The sequence below is a fragment of the Ensifer sp. ENS10 genome, assembly GCF_014852025.1.
Taxonomy (GTDB): domain Bacteria; phylum Pseudomonadota; class Alphaproteobacteria; order Rhizobiales; family Rhizobiaceae; genus Ensifer.
The window spans coordinates 149,063-168,476 of record NZ_JACVAS010000002.1 but is presented as its reverse complement, the minus strand read 5'-3'; the positions used below and the strand labels follow the sequence as shown (position 1 = coordinate 168,476).

The following is a 19,414-nucleotide window of genomic DNA, read 5'->3' as shown; positions in this document are numbered from 1 at the left end:
TGCTTCCAATACATTATAACGGAGGACGCCTGCTTTTTGAGCGGTAGTAATGGCGGTCGGCGTGACGGCCGAGCCCATGCACGAAGGTAGCACTGCCCCTGCTACCGGTCCCGGTTGGTCTTGGCGGGTTTGCATAAGCGAAAACGGCCCCGTCTTGCGACGGGGCCGTTTCTTTATCATATGCCAGCGCCGCTTAGCTGAAGCGGCCGGCGGCGTGGGCGAGCATCGTGTAGACCTTGCCGGTATCCGACGTCAGATAGGTCTGGGTGATGCGCTTGTCCGGATCGTTGCGGGCAACATCGGCGAGCAGCTTCTCGAAGTCGGCGATGTAGCGGTCGACGGCGGTGCGGAACTCCGGTTCGCGATCATACTTGCGCTTGATCTCGTCGAAGGTCTGCTGGCCCTTCAGCGTATAGAGGCGACGGGTGAAGACGTCGCGCTCGCCGCGCTGGTAACGGCGCCACAGTTCGACCGAGGCATCGTGATCGATGGCGCGGGCGATGTCGACCGAGAGCGAGTTCAGCGACTCGACGACGTGGCGCGGGTTGCGGCTGTCGCCGGTGCGCGCCGCAGGCTGTGCTTCGGCCGGGCGCTGTGGCGCCGGCGAGGGGGCCTCTTCGCGCGATGCCGCACGCAGCAGATCGCGCATCCAGCCACCACCTTCTGCAACCTCGCTGGTCACCGCCTGCGACGGAGCGGGCTGGCGAACGGCCGGCTGTTCGATGCCGAGGCTGCCGCGCAGCGCCGGGGCCGGTTCCTGCCGGCGCGTCTGCTCGGCTGGCTGCTGCACCACGGGCTGCTGGACTACGGGCTGCTGGGCAACAGGCTGGGGCTGGATGACCGGCTGCGGCGCCGGCTGCTGCTGCACCGGACGAGCGACCGGAGCGGCGGCAGGCTGCTGACGCAGCGGCTGGGCGACCTCGAGCTGCGTCGAGGACTTGCCGATGATGTCGGACAGTTCCTGCAGCGCCTTGATCTGTTCGCCGACGGCGCGACGCATGACCGCCGCATTTTCCTTGGCCTCTTCCGGCAGGTCAAAGGCACCGCGCTTCAGTTCTTCGCGGGTCATATCGAGTTCCTTGCGGATCTCGCCGGCAGAGCGACGGATTTCGTCGGTCGCACCGCTGAAGCGGCCGATAGCCTCGTCGATCGCAACGCGAACCGCGTCGCGCAGTTGCCCTGCGACGCCGTCAGACTTCTTGCCGCTTTCGGCGAGCATGCGCTCGATGTCGGACACCGAGGCTGCGACGCTGCCGCGCAGACGCGAGGCGACTTCCTTGGAGCGTTCCTCGGCGTTGGCAAATGCGCCTTCGATCGATGCACCGGCATCTTCGCCGACCTTGGCGATCGCCTGGCGCAGCGCTTCCGAGGCGCCGAGCGCACGGCCCTCGACCGAGGAGAGCGTCTTGTTGACGTCGGCAAACGAGGTCTCGACGCCGGAGCGGAGCGTGTCGGCGATCTGGCGCGAGCGCTCCTCGGCTCGGCTGAAGACCTGCTCGACCGAGGCGCCTGCTTCGTCGCCCGCCTGGGCCAGCGTGTTGCGCATCGCTTCGGCTGCTTCGGCTGCGCGCTGTTCGGCGCTGGTCAGAAGGCGGCCAACATCCGAGAAGGACTGCTGGATGCCGCTGCGCAGGTTGCCGGCGACAAGGCCCGAGCGTTCTTCGGCCCGCTGGAAGGCGCCATCGACGAAGCCTTCAAGCGCACGCATCGTCCGTTCGATCTCTTCCGAGCGCTGAACGAGCCCGACCGACAGGGTACGCAGTGCATCCTGGCGCTCTTCGAGCGTGCTGACGAGGTTCGACTGGGCGGCGCCGAGCAGGTCGGACGCCTGGCCGAGCACCTTCGAATGGTCCTCGAAGCGGCCGACGATGCCGCCGATCTTCGACAGGGTGGAGGCGGAAATGTCGGACAGCTTGTCGACCTTGCCTTCGATGAGGCGGGTCGAGGTCGAGAGCATGTCGGAGGCCTGACGGGTCGATTCCGACACGCGGGCTATCGTCGATTCCAGACGCTGGTCCATTTCGCCGAGGTTGTTGCTTGCCTGGTCGATGACCGTGGCGATCGCAGCGTTGTTGTTGGCGAGCTGGTCGATCAGGCCCATGGCGGTCGACTGCAGACGGTTCTCGACCATCTTCATCGCCTTCGCCGTTTCCTCGGCGCGGTGCGAGATCGCGTTCAGCGTTTCACCCGTGCGCTCGGCAATGGCGTTGACCAGGGCTGCATTTTCCGCGCGCAGGCGATCGGCGCTTTCCTGGGTCACGGCGGCGATGCGTTCGGCGGCCTCGCGGCCAGTGGCGGCATATTGGTCGATGACCGGGCGGGCCTGCTCGTCGATCAGGCGCGACAGCTCCAGCGAGCGGCCGGCGAGCATCGAGTTGAGCTCGCGGGTGCGGTCGTCGAGCGTGTTGCGGATCGCTTCGCCGCGCGCTTCCAGTGCCTTCTCGGTGTTGGCGAGGCCCTGGTGGATGTTGTCGGCGTGGCTGGCGATCTGGCTGTGCGTGGCAGCAAGCCGTGCCGTTGCCGTATCGGCCGCGTCGGCGATCGACCGGGCAAGATCGGCGTGACGCGCTGCGCTGGCAGCAGCCTTCTGCTCGATCGTATTGGCAAGGTCCGCATGGCGGGCGGCGGTTGCTGCTGCCGTCTGGTCGATCGTGTTGGCGAACTCGGCCTGACGGGCCGCGAGCGCCGAAGCGAAGTCGTCGCCGGCCCTGGAGAGGAGTTCGGCCGAGCGTGCCGCTTCCGCGTCGATCTCCCGGGCAACGTCGCTGACGGCGCCACGAAGGGTGGTGGCGAGGCCAGCAGCCTTGTCCTCAATGCGGATGGCTTCTGCGCCGAGTTCCTGAGCGACATCGCCGACAACGCCGCGAAGTGTGGTGACGAGGCCGGCAGCCTGGTCCTCGATGCGAACGGTTTCTGCATCGAACTCCTGGGCCACGTTGCCGACAGCGCCGCGAAGCGTAGTGACGAGGCCGGCGGCCTGGTCCTCGATGCGGACGGCTTCTGCATCGAACTCCTTGGCCACGTTGCCGACTGCGCCGCGAAGCGTGGTGACGAGGCCGGAAGCCTTGTCCTCGATGCGGACGGTCTCTGCATCGAACTCCTGAGCCACGTCGCCGACTGCGCTGCGCAGATTGCTGACGAGATCGGTGGTCTTGCCTTCGAGGCGGGAGGCTTCCGCGTCCAGATCCTGCGTCGCTTCGCTGACCGCACCACGCAGGCTGCTGACGAGAACGGCGGCCTTGCCTTCGATTGTCCGGTTGACGTTTTCAAGGCCGATGTTGAGGGCACGATCCATGGTGCCGAGACGTTCAGCGATGCGTTCCGCACCAGCCTCGATGGCGCCGGAGATCCGGCTTGCCGCCGTCTCGCTCATGCGATCGATGTCGCCCGCCCGTTCGCCGAGGCTGGAGGCGATGCGCTGGCCGGCGCCGTCGACGACCTCGTTGACGCTGCCGACGCTGTCACGGACGCGTTCTTCAAGTGAGCTGAGGCTGACTTCCAGGCGGAGGCCGGTATCGTCGACCAGGGCGTTGACGTCGTTGACGCTGCCGCGGATGCGGTCCTGCAGGGCGCCGAGGCTGTTTTCGATGAGGGTGCCGGTATCGCCGACAACCGAACCGACGCTGGTGACGCTGCCGCGGATCCGATCTTCCAGCGCACTGAGGCCGCCTTCGACGCGGGCAGCGGCATCGTCGACGACGGAGCCGACATTGGCAACGCTGCCACGGATGCGGTTTTCAAGCGCGCCGAGGTTGCTTTCGATGCGGGCGCCGGTGTCGTCGACGACCGTGCCGACATTGCCGACGGTGTTGCGAATGCGATCTTCGAGCACACCGACGCGGGTTTCGATATGCATGCCCGTTTCATCGACGATCGAGCCGATGTTGCCCGCGCTTTCGCGCATGCGCTCCTCAATGGAGCCAAGGCTCGTCTCGATGCGCAAGCCGGTATCGTCGAGGCGGTCGTTGATGCCGTTGATCGACATGTCGACGCGGTTGGTGAGGCTGTCGGCCGCGAGGCTGATCTGGTTGGCGGTCTCGGCCAGCCGGTCTGCGATGTGCCCCGTCGTCGAACGCATGCGCGTGTCGAGCGTTTCGCCGCTGCGGTCGATGACGCCGGCAAGCGCGGACTGGCGCTCTTCCAGCGACATTTCCAGCATGCTGGCGCTGGTGGCGAGCGTGGTGGCGATAGCGGTCGACTGATCGGCCAGCATGCCTTCGAGCTGATCGCGACCCTGGCCGACGGCGAGGTTGATCGCGTTGATCCGATCGTCGAGCGTGGCGCGGATCTGTTCGTGCGTCGACGACAGCGTATCGCGCAGATGCTCGGCGCGGCCGCTCAGCGTCTGCTCGATTTCGGCTGCCTTGCCGGCGAGCGAGGCGGTCGCTTCGGTCGTGCGTGCGGTCAGGGCATCGGCGATGTGAGCGCTGGTCTCGGTCAGCGTGTCGGAAATCTTGCCGACGCGGCCACTGAGATCCTCGGCGATGCGGGCGCTCGTCTGGGTGAGGGTGTCGGAGATCAGGCTGACGCGGCCGCCGAGGTTTTCTGCGATCGAGCTGACGCTCTCGGAGAGCTTCTGCTCGATATCGCCGACGCGGTCGGTCATGGTTTCGGCGACGGCCGTTGCGCGGAACGTCAGGCTGTCGGCCACGTCTTCGGCGTGGCGGCTCAGCGTGTTGGCCATTTCATTGGCGCGCGACGACATCGTCGAGGTAATGGCGGCGGCACGTTCGGCGAGGACGCCATCGAGGGCCGACGTCTGGGTCGTGAGCGCTTCGGAGATCGCTTCGCCACGCTCGGACAGAACGCGCTCCAGCCGGTCGGCCGTGCCGCTGACGGCGTTGTCGATCGAGTCCGCGCCCATGGACAGAATGGTCGAAAGGGTGAGCGTGCGCTCGGAGAGCGTGTTGTCCAGGCGGTGCTGGCTGGCAGCGATCGCGCTGGTGATTTCGTCGGTCGAGCCGCTGAGCGTCTGTTCGATGCGGGCATGGGCGGCGTGCAGGCCGTCGACGAAGGCGGCGGTGCGGGTGTCGAGCCCCTCGGTCAGGCGCTGTTCGCTGGTGGTGAGCGCGCTTGCAAGCGCGTCGGCGCGCTGGCCGAAGCCGTTTTCGATGCGCTCCTGCGCCTGGGAGAGGGCGCCCATGAGGCCGCTGGTCTTCTCGGAAAGGACGCTGTCGATGCGGCTGTGCGCATCGCCGACCAGGTTGCCGAGCTCCGAGGTCCGGCTGGTGATCGTTTCCTCGATGAAGTCCTGGGTCGCGCCGAGCGTCGCGGCCAGCGTCAACGACTGGTCGGAGAGGGCGGAGCCAATCTTCTCGATGCTGCTGTCGAGCGCGCCGCCGATCGCTTCCGATCCGCCGGAGACGGTCTCGTTGATGCGGTGCAGGCTTTCCATGAGCTTGGTGTCGAGCATGCTTGCGCGCTTGTCGAAGGCCGAGGCAAACTCGTGGAAACGCTCGTCGAAGGCGGTCGCAAGCTGGCCGACGGTGGTCTGCAGCTTTTCTTCGAAGAAGCCGCCGCGCAGGTCCAGATCCATGATCGCATCGTCGGCGCTGGAACGCAGGCTCTGACGGAAGCTTGCGCCTTTCTCGTCGAGCGTGGCGTTGAGCGAGGCGAGGACATGATCGAGGCCGCCGGTGATCGCCTGCTGGCCGACGCTGAGACTTTCATTCAGGTCACGCGTGCGGGCGATCAGCGTCTCGTTGAGCTGGCGTGCGCGGTCGTTCAATGCCGCGTTCAGCCTTTCGGTGCTGGCGTCGAGCGAGGAGGCGCGCGTCTCGAACTGGCTGAGCAGGTCGTCGCCGCGCTTCGTCAGCGTCTCGCTCAACTGGTCGAGCCGTGTATCGAATTCGGTGCTGAGGCCAAGGCCGGCCGCCGTCAGGCCGGAAAGCAGCGCATCCGTGCGGGATGACAGCATGGTGCCGATCGACTGCAGGGCGGTGTCCGACTTTTCGCTAAGGGCTGCGGCGCGCGTGTCGATCAGCGAGGCGAAGGCTTCGCCCGAAATCGCGATGCGCGAGGCGATGTCGTCGCTCGCCTGTTCCAGGTCATCCTTCAGCTTGCCGTGGGCGCCAGATATGGCCGAGCGGATACGCTCCGAATGACCAATGATCGCTTCGCGCTCGAGGCCGAGTTCCTGGACCAGCGTGCGGACGCGCAGTTCGTTTTCGCTGTAGCTGCGCTCGAGCGCGTTGACTTCGGAATGAACAAGCGTTTCGAGTTCGGTGGCGCGTGCGATGGTGCGCTCGATACCCTCGTTCATCGCCGAGACTTCGCGGCGAACGGCCTGACCGACAGTCATGACGCGATCGGCTGCGGCTGTTTCGGGCTCGGCAAGGCGCAGTGCCACTTCAGCCATGGAGCGGGCGGCGTTGCGCAGTTCCTGCGCACGGGCGATCATGATGGCGAAGGAGAAGAAAAGCATGACCGGCAGCAGGATGCCGATTGCAACGCCAATGGCGCCGGGCGTCGCAGCCAGATCGCTCAGGGAGCGGATCTGCCAGATCTGCGGGCCATAGAGCAGGTTGGCAATGCCGAGGCCGGCGATGGCCCACATGATCGACACCAGCGCGGCAACCCGGATCGCGGCGCGATTGGAGCGCACGTCGAGTGCGCGCAGCATCGCAGCCGGCGAACGGCGGCCATCGTCGTTGGCGGCGGAAAGGGAAGGGGATTTGGGCGCAGGTTCCGGGGCGAGCGTCTTGGCCGCTTCGGCAGCACGCGCAGCGCGGGATGGCTCCGGTTGAGACTTTGCTCTTTTATTCTGATCGGGCGCGGGCGCCTGATTGCCGGGCTGAGACACATTTTCCTCCGGATCATCCAAGGAAGTCTTGTCGTTCGGGCTCGAGTTAAGCTCGTCGAAATCGATCGTCAGGGCCGCTTCCAAAGCCTGGAAGGCCTTCTCGTCGATTGACTCATTGCTCTTTTTCGTCGCCATAGGGATACGCCTCATTACCTTTTGCCAGCGACAAAGCTGCCAGCGCTCGCGCACAACGGGCGGGCCGGCTCCTTCCTCGCGGGCTGTGACGGCAAGATACGCGCATCGGATCTACGCAATACCCTACTGATCACACACTGCATTGCCTCGACGGATAGTCACATTTGTGGCCGAAAGGGACCACGAGTTGAGCTTATCCACCGGAACGGTTGCCATTTTCGTACGCAGGCAAGTTCCTAAGCGTATCGTAGTGACACATTAGCTGGGTTCTTACAATTATGAGCGCTCGGGCTTGATTAAAATCCTAATGAAATCTTAATGCGATAGCGGTGCCAAAGCCAGAAAATACAAGGAAATCAGACGGTTTAACAGCCGTTAACCATTTCCCCAGATTCCTGCCCATATTGCGCCCCGATTTAAGCTGATAGCAGCCCGCACCCGCAAAGGATGTGTATCTGAGTTTGCGCGTGTAGGTGTGGGCAATATGGCGACACCGAAAACAAGACCAACATGCAATAAACAATAGGGAATTTGGCTCATGGCGGCCCTCAGGATTGCCTTCGAAGCTCCGGACACCCCGGGAAACTCTGCAGCGACCGGCAAGAAGCCGATCGACTTCGCCCACCTTGCGGCACAGACGATGGGTGACAAGGCACTTGAAATAGAAGTGCTGCAACTCTTCGCGCGCCAGGCGCGCCAGGTCATGAAAGAGATCGTCGAGGGAGAGAGCACGCTTCGCGCTCAGGCTGCCCATCGGCTGAAGGGCGCTGCACTTGCAGTCGGCGCCGTCGATGTTGCCAGCATTGCCGGCGCGATCGAGCAGGACCCGGCAGACGCCTCGCTCTCCGACACGCTTTCGGCCGCTGTGCTGGAGGCCGAGCTCTTCATATTGAAGCTCAGCCGCTAAATCGCGGCCCGACGTCGCCGGAGACGGCCAACGCTCTCCCGGCGTCCCACATTTCAAGATAGCGGCCTCGCGCCTGCTGCGCGCGAGGCACCCGGCGATTGCCGTTGTTGACTGGCCGGCGGATTTGTTGGAAGAACTTCCACTGAATTTGCGCCCGAGCGGCGTGCGTTCTGAACAGGCTTTGCGCCTTGCCAGTCCCAGCAGTTCATTCCGGAAAGAGACATGACAAAACTTACGATCGTTGCCTTTGATGGCGCGCGCCATGAACTTGATGTCGAAAACGGCTCGACGGTCATGGAAAATGCCGTTCGCAATTCGGTTCCCGGCATCGAAGCCGAATGCGGCGGAGCCTGCGCTTGTGCGACCTGTCATGTCTATGTCGACGACGCCTGGTCGGCTGCAGTCGGCGCTCCGGAAGCCATGGAAGAAGACATGCTGGACTTTGCCTATGATGTCCGGCCGACGTCGCGGCTTTCCTGTCAGATTAAGATGAGCGACGCACTCGACGGTCTCGTCGTGCATGTGCCGGAGCGCCAGGCCTAAAGCGCGCCGCGATCTTTTTTGTTTCGCTCCTCGCGCTTTCTCATGTCGTTGGCGCAAAACCGCTGCGCAGTTTTGCGCGACATGTCTTAGCCCTCCGCGCCGTACTGCGGCGCCTTGCCAATTTGTAGCTGACGCACAAAAAAAGCGCCTCGCCAGTCGTTGGACAAGCGAGGCGAGGAGGGCGTATCGCTGACAGATGAGGGAGGGGACATCTGCAGCACCAAGACACGCCAGGAGAACCCACGTTGGCCTCGCTGTTCAGTTTCTTCTTTTTAATATTGAACAACGCCGCCTAAACTAAAGTAACGGCAACATTTAAGCTCTTCGCAAAACTACTGCGCCGCGCTTAACCCGCTCATTCGGCGGAGGCTAGTCTTTATCCCGGCCCCTCGCTCCATGGTTTCAATATAGATGAGTCGGCGGCTGCCAGCCATCGTTATATTTCACCAATAAAATACTGTGGGTATTGGCGCTGAAATCGCGCCGAGCCGGACTATAGTCAGGCTCTTCTTCAGGGTATGGCCCCCGCTACCTATTGTTGCGTTTTCTTCAGCGCTTCGAGCCGGTATTGCAAAAGCCGGATCATGCGTTTGTCGAAATTGGCGGCTTCGGTGCGATCGAAGCGCGCCTGATCCTTGTCGTGCGCTTCGATCGCCGTGATGCTGACCCGCGCGACGCTTGCCTGCATGCGTTCGCAATCCGCTTCCGGCTTCAGGGCGAGGAACATCTTTTCCATGCGGCGGGCGTGGTTGCGGGCAATTTCAGCGTGCCGCTCCTCATGGCGCTTGATGTCGCTCGAGAGTGTGTCCCAAACCAGAGCCAGGTCACGACCGGCCTGACGGCGGTATTTCCAACGCGGCAGGATGATGCGGGTGCTGAGCGTTACGCGCGCCGAGCCGACCGCGCAGCGGCCGCCACGGTTGACGTAGGTGATGGAGCCGCCGAACTTTATCCGTGTGGCGCCCGGGTGGCGCGCGCCGGTGGATTTCATCATCGGGCCGCCGGCAGAAAGCGCCTTGTCGAGTTCCTCCGCAGTCCGTCCACCGATCGTGAAATAGGAAAAGCTCTTGTTGATCACGGTTTCGCCCGACGCAGCGCTCAAGGGGGCGGCGACCAGGAGAGCGAGGAGGGCGGCTTTGAACGGGACGCGTACTCGGGACATCAATGCGTGGTTCTCTTCAGTTGAACTTCGATCAAGCTTGGGGCATAGCCACGACCGGCGCAACAGCAAATCGAGGGCTCTCGGCCGAATGCGGATCGTGAGGGAAAATGACTTACAATCCATTTCAGAAAATTAGCTGGAAGCTGGCGCATGGGCGCAGCCTGGAACTCGGGCCGCGTGGCGTTTTGATGGCGATCGTCAATGTTACCCCGGATTCTTTTTCCGATGGCGGACGTTTCATCGATGCTGTTGCAGCGGCAGCGCAGGGCGTGCGGTGCCTTGAGGAGGGCGCATTGATCCTCGATATCGGCGGTGAATCGACCCGGCCGGATGCGGCGACAGTGAGCGCCGAGGAGGAGCAGGCGCGCATCCTGCCGGTGATCTCCGCGCTCAGCCGCGACACCGATGCACTGATCTCCGTCGATACCTACCGCGCTTCGACGGCGCGGCTGGCGGTCGAGGCAGGCGCGCACATCGTCAATGACGTGCACGGCCTGCAGCGCGAGCCGGACATCGCGACCGTTGCCGCGGATACCGGAGCAGGGCTCTGCATCATGCATACGGGCCGCGACCGGCAAAAGCTCGCCGACGTGATCGACGATCAGTTCCATTTCCTCGAACGATCCCTCGAAATCGCCGAAGCCGCCGGTGTCACGCGCGACCATATCGTCTTGGATCCGGGCTTCGGCTTTGCCAAGGATACGGATGAAAACCTCGAACTCATGGCGCGATTTGCCGAGTTGCACCGTTTCGAGCTTCCGTTCCTGGTCGGAACGTCCCGGAAGCGCTTCGTTGGGGCGGTGAGCGGCCGCGAGGCGGGCGACAGGGATGTGGCGACGGCGGCGACCACCGCGCTGCTGCGTGCTGCCGGCGCCTCGATTTTCCGCGTACACGATGTCGCAAACAGCAGGGATGCGCTGGCCATGGCCGATGCTATGCTCAAGGCCAGGGCGGAATGAGGAAAAGCGCGTGCGGCTCTTTTCCCGCATCCGACTGCAACTGACCAGAATCGATCACGTCATGAATTAGGTCGGCCTGACCCAATATCAGCGTGATCCCAGAAAAGCCGACGGGACGGAGAAGCATGAGCCCGACTTACACAATCACTCTCAAGAACTGTGCCTTCTTCGCGCGCCATGGCGTCTTCGACGAAGAAGAGCTCCTCGGGCAGCGCTTTTTTGTGGATGCCGAGCTCGAAGTCGAGCAGGGAACGGCGCTCGTCGATGATTCGATCGAAGACACCGTCCATTATGGCATTGCCTTTCAGGAGATCGAGCGCATCGTCACGGGGCGCCGCCGTTACCTGATCGAGGCGCTGGCGCTGGAAGTCGCCAAGACGCTCTGTGTGCGATTTCCGCAGATCAAGCGCGCCAAGGTCTCGATCCGCAAGCCGAACGCGCCCGTGCCCGGCGTGCTTGACTATGTCGAAGTGACGGTCGAGCATGTCGTCTGAGGCGGGCTGGCGGGTCGCCACACTCGGCCTCGGCGGCAACCTCGGCGATCCGCGCAAGGCGATGGCCGAGGCGCTGCGGGCTCTCGATGCGCGCGACGACTGCGTCGTCGAGGCTGTGTCGCGGCTCTATCGCACACCACCGTGGGGAAAGACCGATCAGGCCTGGTTCTTCAACGCCTGTGCTCAGGTCAGGACGACTTTGAAGCCCGAGGCTTTGCTCGATACGTGTCTCGACATCGAACGTTCGATGAAGCGGGTGCGTGACGAGCGCTGGGGACCGCGCACGCTGGATATCGACGTTCTGACCTATGAAGAGGTGGCCCAGGCTGAAACACGGCTGGAACTGCCGCACCCGAGAATGACGGACCGGGGCTTCGTGCTGATGCCGCTTGCCGACATCGCCGCCGATTTGCCGGTGCGCGGGCGCACGGTCGGCGACTGGTTGGGTGGGGCGGATGTAGCAGGCATAGAGGTGGCCGATGGCGACATGACCTGGTGGCGCGCAGACACCTGACCTCTCCCATCAAGTCGATGAGACCTTTTTAAAACGATAAAGCCCCGGCAAATACTGCCGGGGCTTTATTGTTTGACTGTGCTTTGGAGTTACTTGATCGAGCCGACGGCAATCGCATCGAGCTGGCGGTTGAGGCTGACGCCGATGACCGGAACCATCGTCTCCTCGACCTTGACCGAAATGGTGATGTTCATCGTCTGATCGTCCTGAAGGCGGGCGATCATGGCGCCGTTCAGCTTCTTGCGGTTGATGCCGACGACGACCTTGTCCTTGGCGACATTGCCGGAAACGACATCGAGGCCCTTGCCTTCGGCGCCGTCGAGGAACTTGCCGCTGTAGCTGTTGCCCTTGCGGGTGATCACCGCCGACATCGGCTGCTTGAACACGCCGACGCGGCAGAAGCCGTCGAGCTTGATGCCCGTGTCGTCACCGGCAACCGGTTCGCCGGAGAGATCGCAGGTGAACTTGGTACCCTTGTACTTGCCAGCGACGATCTCGCCCGGGCCTTTCCACTGGCCGGCAACCTTCTCGAAGAAGGCCTTGTCCTTGGCGCCGGAAAGGGCTGGCGTCGCAACGCCGACGGTAGCCGCAAGCGCGATGGCGGCAGTGCCGCGAGCGATCAAAGAGGGGCGCGAGAACATAAACGATCCTTGATGGGTCAACGTCCGAAACTGGAAGCCACATTTGCGCGCAAATGGTTAACGGACGGTTTCCGGGCGCCTGATGTTGTGGCTTCTTTGTGGCCGTCGGGGCGATTGTTCACAGGGTCTCCGGCGTGTCGGAGCCACCGGCCGGAAGTGCTCTGCCGGACGCAGCGGACGCGTGTGAAACTTGTCCCGACCGCCCTACGTATAGTCATGGGAAACGGGAGATTTCCCATGAACACGACGGAATATGATCCCCAGACGATCACGACACGCGCGCAGGCAAGACTGACGATCCGGCGGCACCGACTTGTCACGCGTCTTACCCATTGGGCGTGGGCGGTGGCCCTGTTCTTGCTGCTGCTCAGCGGCCTGCAAATCTTCAACGCGCATCCGGCGCTCTATATTGGCCAGCAATCCGGCTTCGCCTTCGACAACGGCGTCTTTTCAATCCAGCCGAGTCGCGACCGGAATGGCGAGGTCCGGGGTATAACGACCGTGTTGGGGCGAAACTTCGATACCACCGGCGTCCTCGGCGTCAGCGGGGCCAAGCAGGTACGCGCCTACAGGGCCTTTCCCGCCTGGCTGACCGTGCCATCTTACCAGGACCTTGCTACGGGACGGGTCGTGCATTTCTTCTTCGCCTGGGTCTTTGCGACGGTCTACGCCATCTGGTTCATGGCAAGCGTGATCAATGGGCACCTGAGGCGCGATATCCTTCCCGGCTGGGGCGATATCCGCGCGTTGCCGCACACCTTGACCGAGCACATTCGCTTTCACTTCGACCACGATGGGCGCTACAACAGCTTGCAGAAACTCTCCTACGCGCTTGTTCTCCTGTTGTTTTTCCCGCTGATGATCCTGACGGGCCTGACGATGTCACCGGGCATGAACGCTGCCTGGCCGTGGCTGCTCGACCTCTTCGGCGGGAGGCAGACGGCCCGCACGATCCACTTCGTCGTTATGCTCCTTCTCGTCGGGTTCTTCGTCGTGCACCTGTTCATGGTGTTTGCCGCCGGGCCGATCAACGAGATGCGGTCGATGATTACCGGCCGCTACCGTCTCGACGATCGACACAAGGGAGGGAATGCGAGATGACGCGCTTGTTCGTCAGTCGCCGTCGTTTCATGGGCATCGCCGGGGTGGCTGCATCCACCGTTCCGCTTGCCGGCTGCGATATGCTCGATGGGTTGCTTGCGGGCGACGATCCGGTGCGTGGCTTTCTCGCATCGGCCAACACACTGACCTACCGGTTGCAGCGACTTTTGATCCCCGTGGATCGGCTCGCACCGGAGTTCTCGGAAAGCGAGATCCGTCAGGGGCAGCGGCCGAACGGCTCGACGGACCCGACCGACCCGGCTTATCTCGCGCTGAAGGACGCGGAGTTTGCTGCCTATCGGCTCAATGTCTCGGGGCTCGTGGAGCGACCGATGCAACTGACGCTCGACGAACTCCGCAACATGCCGTCACGCACGCAGATCACACGGCATGACTGCGTCGAAGGTTGGAGTTGCGTCGCCAAGTGGACGGGCGTGCCGCTGGCCCGAGTGCTGGATGAGGCAGGCGTGAAGAGCGACGCACGTTACGTTGTCTTCCATTGCTTCGACAGCATGTCGCTCGGGCTTGCGGGCTCGGCAGCCTACTATGAATCGATCGACATGATCGACGCCCGCCATCCGCAGACGATTCTGGCCCATGGCCTGAATGGAACGCTGCTTCCAGTCGCCAACGGCGCGCCGTTGCGTGTGCGCATCGAACGCCAGCTCGGCTACAAGATGGCGAAGTACATCCGGGCGATCGAAGTGGTCTCCGATCTCTCGAAGATTGGCGGAGGACGCGGCGGCTATTGGGAAGATCTCGGCTACGACTGGTATGCCGGTATCTAGAGCGCCGTGCGTTCAGATGAACGCACTAACGCCGCTCTGGCACTTTGTTTCTGGAGCATCTTTCCGCGTTTCTGGAGCATCTTTCCGCTTTCACGTGATTCGACTTGAAAGCGGGATGCTCCAGTGCCAACCGAACATGCCCTATTTCTCGCCGCCTTCGCTGCCGGCGCGCCCGGCACCCGGACTTAAGTCGGCCAGAAAATCGCCGATACCAGGGCGTTTCAACGCGCGGAACGGCATAGGACGGCAGAGGTCCATCGCCGCGATGCCGATGCGCGCTGTCATCAGGCCGTTGATCACGCCTTCGCCAAGACGCGCCGAGAGCTTCGAGGCGAGGCCGTGACCAAGCACCTGCTGGATGAGGCTGTCACCGGCGGCGATCGAGCCGGTAACGGCAAGATGGGCGATGACGTCGCGCATCAGCCTCAGCAGACCGAGCGTGCCGGGGCGGCCGCCGTAGAGTTCGGCCATGGAGCGGATCAGGCGGGCGGATTCATAGAGCACATAACCGAGGTCGACCAAGGCACGCGGGCTGACGGCTGTGACGATCGATACGCGCTTCGAGGCGGCAAGAATGAGGCGGCGGGCCTCGCGGTCGAGCGGGCTCAGGAGTTCGCGTTCGGTGAGTTCGATCAGATGCGGCCCATCGATGATCTCGCCCTCGGTTTCCTTCAGCCGCGTGCGGCCGCGTGCCGTTCGTGGATTGCTGGCCAGCAGATGGACGAGCTTCGTCTGCGCCGACCGCGCGCGCTTGGTGTTGCCCGAGGTCGCTGCAGCCTCCGTTTCCGATTTCAGCTTCTGGATGGCGGTAAGCTGCATCATCCCGGAGAGCTCGCGGGCAACGACGATCAGCAGCGCCAGCAGTCCGATCGCGACGACGGCAAGGGCGGTGTAACCGAGCCAATCGGCGCGGGTGAAGAGATCGCGCAGCAGGCGGTCGACCCAAAGGCCGGCGGCCAGCGAGAGAATGATGCCGAGAGCGCCGATCGCGATCTTGCCGACCGACAGGCGACGCTTGCGCGGGCTTGCTTCCGGCAACGCGAGCGCCTCGACCGCCAGCGTGGTCTCGCGGAACGGATCTTCCGCATCCGGCGTCAGCACCACATTGTCATCGAAGCTCGCGGGCGAACGCGGGACGCGCGACTGTGGGGCGGCCTGGACAGGATTCTCCTCTCCAACCGAAAAGGCGCCGGGTCGGCGGCTGCGGCCGTTACTATCGTCACTCATGCGAGCCGGTCTCCGAACAGAAATTGCATGGCTCGGTCGAGACGGATATGCGGTACCGACAGTTTTAAGCCGCCGCCGGTTTCTTCGAGATGCGGCGGGCGGAAGCGGACGAAGCTGAGCTCTGGCAGAGGGTGGGCGCTTTCGACGAAGGTCGTTCCGCCCGACTGCATCTCGATCGCCTTGAAGAGCACTTCAGGATCTTCCGGCAAGTCACCGGGAAATATTGCGGTTTTCTTCTCGCCGTCAAAGATTTCGCCGTTGATCTCCTCGCCGGCGATCGGGGTGCCGACGATCACCGGCAGCGCATGGCCGTCGTGGTTGACGGTCGCTTCGCGGGTCGCCCTGACGGATGCAAGCGCCATGACCTCGAGGCCGGCGCCGCTCATGCCGATGCTCTGCGCGGCGCGATCGACCAGGCGCGCGGCGATGCGCTCCAACCGGTCGTGGCTTTCGTGATGCAGATGATCCGCCTTCGTCGCGGCGATCAGCACCTTGTCGATCCGGCGTGTCAGGAAGGAGGAGAGCCAGCTGTTGGTTCCCGGGCGGAAGCAGGCGAGCACGTCGGCAAGCGCCTGCTCGAGATCGAGCAGCGCTTCGGGGCCATTGTTGATCGCCTGGAGCGCATCGACCAGCACGATCTGGCGGTCGAGCCGTGCGAAGTGTTCGCGAAAGAACGGGCTCACCACATGCTTCTTGTAGGCCTCGTAGCGCCGCTCCATCATCGCCCAGAGCGAACCTTTCGGTGCGCGGCCATCCGGGAGATCGGGAAGCGGCGAGAAGGTGAGTGCCGGCGACCCCTCGAGATCGCCCGGCATCAGGAAGCGGCCAGGCGGGAGGGTCGAAGGAGAGCGTTCGTCCGCCTTGCAGGCCCTCAGATAGCCCGTGAAACTTTCGGCAAGCCTGCGGGCGCTCGCCTCGTCGGCAACGGCCGTCGGTCCGGCCGAAGCGGCCAGCGTCAGCCACTCCGCCGAAAAGGTGCTCCGGCTGGCGGCATGGGCGCGTGCCACGGCGTTGTTGCTGAACGCGCGGAAATCCTGTGCCAGCAGGGGCAGATCGAGCAACCACTCACCGGGGTAATCGACGATATCGAGCGACAGGCGGCCGGGAGAGAACAGCCGGTTCCAGCCGCTGGCACTCTCATAGTCGATCGTGATGCGCAGTTGCGAAATGGCGCGGGTCGAATCCGGCCAGATGCGATCGCGCACCAGGGCAGCGATGTGGTCCTCGTATTGGAAGCGCGGTACGGCATCGTCCGGCTGCGGTTGAAGCCTGACCTTCGAGACCCGCCCGGAACGCACCGGCTCGAACACCGGCAGGCGTCCGCCGTTCAGGAGATTGTGCACCAGCGACGAGATGAAAACCGTCTTGCCGGAGCGCGACAGACCGGTGACACCGAGGCGGATGGAGGGATTGACGAGGCCGGAGGCTCGGTCGGTCAGATTGTCGAGCGCAATCAGGGCGTCGTCTTTGAAGCTGGTCAGGTTGGGCGCCAAATCTTGCTCTTTCTTGCGGCGTAGTTCCGTGGGGCGTTCTGCTGGCGTCGTCCGGCAGAACTGTCGCACGCAGGCAGCCACCGCGATATAGGCAATATTTCCCCGGTCGCAACGAGGATCCGGCAATTCTTCTATTGGTTGGGCAGCAGGATCGAGACCAATGTCGCGACCGCTGCGCCATCTTTCGGCGCGACGACGGGCAGGTCGAGGATCGAAAGCCCCCCCGGCGGATAACCGTAGGCAAACGCCTCACGCGCTGCGTCGTCTCCGATCAGCCGGTGAAGCAATTGCTCGATCATCGGGTTGTGCCCGACCAGCATCAGCGAATTCAGATGCCGATGGGCGTCGATGAGATCGAAGTAGACGGTTGCCGGTCCCGAATAGAGTGCATCGATGTAACGGATATCGAGACTTTCACTGACGGTGCGAAAGAACGGTTCGGCGGTTTCGCGGCAGCGCACGGCGGTGGAACAGAGGATGCGCTCGGGGCGGATGCCGCGGTCGGCAGCCATCTGCGCGAGCCGTTCCGCATCGACATAACCGACCTCGTCCAGCGCCCGGTCGAAGTCGCGTTGCCCGGGCAACGCCCAACCGGAGCGTGCGTGCCGCAGAAGGTAAAGGCGAAGGGCCTTGGGGGCGCTGTCTTGCATCGAGCGGTTTCCGGTGGCTGCCTGTCGCTTGTGGCGGCAGGGTCGAATGGTGTTGTCCGGGCACAGCTTGCGCGCCGCCCGGCAGACCTCCACCTTTTCCCTCGGGAACCGCAAAGATCAAGCTGCCGGCTGCTTTTTTCCGGGGATCGGCAAGCTGCTGCGCTTTGCCGCGGTCGCGATCAGGCGATCCAATGGCGCAAACACATCAGTGTCACTTTTCAGCGAGGACGGCCGGACGCAGCGGTACGTACAAGCAGGAATTCAAGTTCCAATGTGTAATTTTGATGAAATATTCGTCAGTTAGCCTGAATCGCGAGCAATATTAAAATACGGTTGAGTGCCTGTTCCGAGGCTTGAATCGAGGCTTCCATAGGTCTATACAGCGCCGCAATGAGATGTTCTTCAGGAGAATCGCGTTGAGTGAGAAGATCGATCTTAGTACCTTCGTCCTGTCCGAGGACGATGAATTCATGAATGCCAACCACCGGGCGTATTTCCGGGCCAAGTTGAACGCTTGGAAAAATGACATCCTTCGTGAGGCACGCGAGACACTGGATCACTTGGCAGAGGAGAGCGCCAATCATCCCGATCTCGCAGACAGGGCTTCTTCCGAAACGGATCGGGCAATTGAGCTCAGAGCCCGGGACCGTCAGCGCAAGCTGATCTCCAAGATCGACGCGGCGCTGCAACGGCTCGATGAAGGCACCTACGGCTACTGCGAAGAGACCGGTGAGCCAATCGGCCTGAAGCGGCTGGACGCACGGCCAATCGCAACCCTGTCGATCGAGGCGCAAGAGCGTCACGAACGTCGGGAAAAGGTCTACCGGGACGAATAAGATATCCGACTATCGGAACTGTCTGAAAAAAGGCGCGGCTCAAACCGCGCCTTTTTCTTTTGGACCGATTGCTTACCAAGGGTGGACCGCTTCGCGATGCCCAGCGGCGTCACCCGCGAGGGGAAGCTATGGCTTCCGGCCGGCGGAGATATCGGCCAGCATACGGTTCATTTCTTCTTCGATGGTCGGCTCCTTGCGGCCGCCTTCGGCGCCGGGGGCGCCAAGCGTCGGCTCCTGACGGCCGGATGGCGCCAGGGAGCGGCTCTCCGGTGCCACCATGTTCGTGGAGGCAACGGTGCCTGGGTTCGGTACTGTGGCCGGGCCAAGACGCTGCAGGTCGCCGCTGATCTCCGCATCGAGCAGGCGCTCGAAATCCGTGAGGGCAGTGGCCGGCGCCGGCTGGGGCTGCTGGATGGTGGGGGCCGGGCGCTGCAACTGCACGGGTTGTACGGGGATTGGCTGCGCCTGGACTTGCTGGACCGCCGGTGCGGACCTGTTTATGGCGATTTCGAAGTTCGACTGGGGCGCCGAAGCGGCCGTGACAGCCGGGATTTCCGGAGCCTGCTGCACGGACGGACGGACAGGCGGACGTTGTTCGGCCGCAAGGACGGGTGCGGCGACCGGGCGCTGCTCCACGACAACGCGCGGCGGCGCGGCCGGCTCGATACGGGTGACCGGTTGTTCCTCCGGTTGGGCAACGGGCCGGACCGGCGTGACGGCGGCGACGGTTTCAGCTTCAAGTGAAGGTGCGGCTTGTTGCGGAAGCTCCCGCGTTGCCGGCCGGCTGTCCACGGCCAGCGGTGCCTCTACCTTGCGCTCCACGACGGCCGCGCGATCCTCGGGCGCACCGATCCGGCTCTCGATGACGATATCCGTCGGGCCGCCGATCATGATCAGATGTTCGACATCATCGCGGCGCACGAGCACCAGGCGGCGACGGGTGTCGACGGCAGCGGCATCGAGCACGGCAAGGCGCGGCTGGCGGTTCTTGCCGCCGCGAATGAAGGGCGAGGAGGGACGATTTCGCATGATCCAGAGCACGGCCACGAGGCAGAGAAGTCCGATCGCGACGGCTGCGGCGGCGATGACGAACCGGCTGCCATTGTCTGCGATGATCGTTTCCATCATAGGCTGAACTCCTTCTGCCTTTCGAGTGCCAGTA

General features: G+C 63.4%; 15 protein-coding genes. 8 read left to right on the top strand and 7 right to left on the bottom strand.

The features are described from left to right. Positions 1–193 precede the first annotated feature (193 nt). Positions 194–6,937: a kinesin gene (locus IB265_RS07745; protein ID WP_192494725.1), complete on the bottom strand. Its 6,744-nt coding sequence runs from the start codon at positions 6,935–6,937 to the stop codon at positions 194–196. Positions 6,938–7,475: 538 nt separating this feature from the next. On the opposite strand from IB265_RS07745, the gene IB265_RS07740 reads away from it, so the two are divergent. Both IB265_RS07740 and IB265_RS07735 read left to right on the top strand, forming a co-directional pair. Next, positions 7,476–7,844 carry an Hpt domain-containing protein gene (locus tag IB265_RS07740; RefSeq protein ID WP_057248904.1) on the top strand — a complete coding sequence of 123 codons (369 nt, stop codon included), beginning with the start codon at positions 7,476–7,478 and terminating at the stop codon, positions 7,842–7,844. Positions 7,845–8,066: 222 nt separating this feature from the next. Next, positions 8,067–8,387, top strand: coding sequence for a 2Fe-2S iron-sulfur cluster-binding protein (locus IB265_RS07735; protein ID WP_058324100.1), 321 nt, complete (start codon positions 8,067–8,069; stop codon positions 8,385–8,387). 532 nt (positions 8,388–8,919) lie between these two features. Here IB265_RS07735 and IB265_RS07730 read toward each other — a convergent pair. Further along, entirely contained in the window at positions 8,920–9,549 is a 630-nt protein-coding gene (locus tag IB265_RS07730; protein ID WP_058324101.1) for a DUF922 domain-containing Zn-dependent protease, read from the bottom strand. 107 nt (positions 9,550–9,656) lie between these two features. On the opposite strand from IB265_RS07730, the gene folP reads away from it, so the two are divergent. From folP to folK, 3 genes are all read left to right on the top strand, one after another. After that, on the top strand, positions 9,657–10,508 hold the full coding sequence (gene folP / locus IB265_RS07725) for a dihydropteroate synthase (protein WP_058324102.1): 852 nt from the start codon (positions 9,657–9,659) through the stop codon (positions 10,506–10,508). Between the two features lie 125 nt (positions 10,509–10,633). After that, positions 10,634–11,002 (top strand): dihydroneopterin aldolase, encoded by a 369-nt coding sequence (gene folB, locus IB265_RS07720; protein WP_057248908.1) that lies wholly within the window; start codon positions 10,634–10,636, stop codon positions 11,000–11,002. Further along, positions 10,992–11,516, top strand: a complete 525-nt coding sequence (gene folK / locus IB265_RS07715) for a 2-amino-4-hydroxy-6-hydroxymethyldihydropteridine diphosphokinase (RefSeq protein ID WP_058324103.1) — start codon at positions 10,992–10,994, stop codon at positions 11,514–11,516. Before folB ends, folK begins: the two co-directional genes overlap by 11 nt. Positions 11,517–11,605: 89 nt before the next feature. Here folK and IB265_RS07710 read toward each other — a convergent pair whose 3' ends face one another. After that, entirely contained in the window at positions 11,606–12,157 is a 552-nt protein-coding gene (locus IB265_RS07710; RefSeq protein ID WP_057248910.1) for a hypothetical protein, read from the bottom strand. 237 nt (positions 12,158–12,394) lie between these two features. Between IB265_RS07710 and IB265_RS07705 the strand changes: the two genes are divergently transcribed. Continuing rightward, positions 12,395–13,258, top strand: coding sequence for a cytochrome b/b6 domain-containing protein (locus IB265_RS07705; RefSeq protein WP_057248911.1), 864 nt, complete (start codon positions 12,395–12,397; stop codon positions 13,256–13,258). After that, a complete protein-coding gene (locus IB265_RS07700) occupies positions 13,255–14,046 on the top strand; it encodes a molybdopterin-binding protein (protein WP_058324104.1) in 792 nt (263 codons plus the stop codon). The genes IB265_RS07705 and IB265_RS07700 overlap by 4 nt, the downstream gene beginning before the upstream one ends. 141 nt (positions 14,047–14,187) lie before the next feature. On the opposite strand, the gene IB265_RS07695 is transcribed toward IB265_RS07700, so the two are convergent. From IB265_RS07695 to IB265_RS07685, 3 genes are all read right to left on the bottom strand, one after another. Beyond that, entirely contained in the window at positions 14,188–15,273 is a 1,086-nt protein-coding gene (locus tag IB265_RS07695) for a YcjF family protein (protein ID WP_192494724.1), read from the bottom strand. Beyond that, complete coding sequence (locus tag IB265_RS07690) at positions 15,270–16,766, bottom strand: YcjX family protein (RefSeq protein ID WP_112946810.1); 1,497 nt, start codon at positions 16,764–16,766, stop codon at positions 15,270–15,272. Before IB265_RS07690 ends, IB265_RS07695 begins: the two co-directional genes overlap by 4 nt. A gap of 131 nt (positions 16,767–16,897) precedes the next feature. Beyond that, on the bottom strand, positions 16,898–17,416 hold the full coding sequence (locus IB265_RS07685) for a histidine phosphatase family protein (protein ID WP_058328269.1): 519 nt from the start codon (positions 17,414–17,416) through the stop codon (positions 16,898–16,900). Between the two features lie 416 nt (positions 17,417–17,832). On the opposite strand from IB265_RS07685, the gene dksA reads away from it, so the two are divergent. Continuing rightward, a complete protein-coding gene (gene dksA, locus IB265_RS07680) occupies positions 17,833–18,252 on the top strand; it encodes an RNA polymerase-binding protein DksA (RefSeq protein WP_034794589.1) in 420 nt (139 codons plus the stop codon). A gap of 126 nt (positions 18,253–18,378) precedes the next feature. Here dksA and IB265_RS07675 read toward each other — a convergent pair whose 3' ends face one another. Then, positions 18,379–19,380 carry a flagellar biosynthetic protein FliO gene (locus IB265_RS07675; protein WP_192494723.1) on the bottom strand — a complete coding sequence of 334 codons (1,002 nt, stop codon included), beginning with the start codon at positions 19,378–19,380 and terminating at the stop codon, positions 18,379–18,381. Positions 19,381–19,414: the final 34 nt, after the last annotated feature.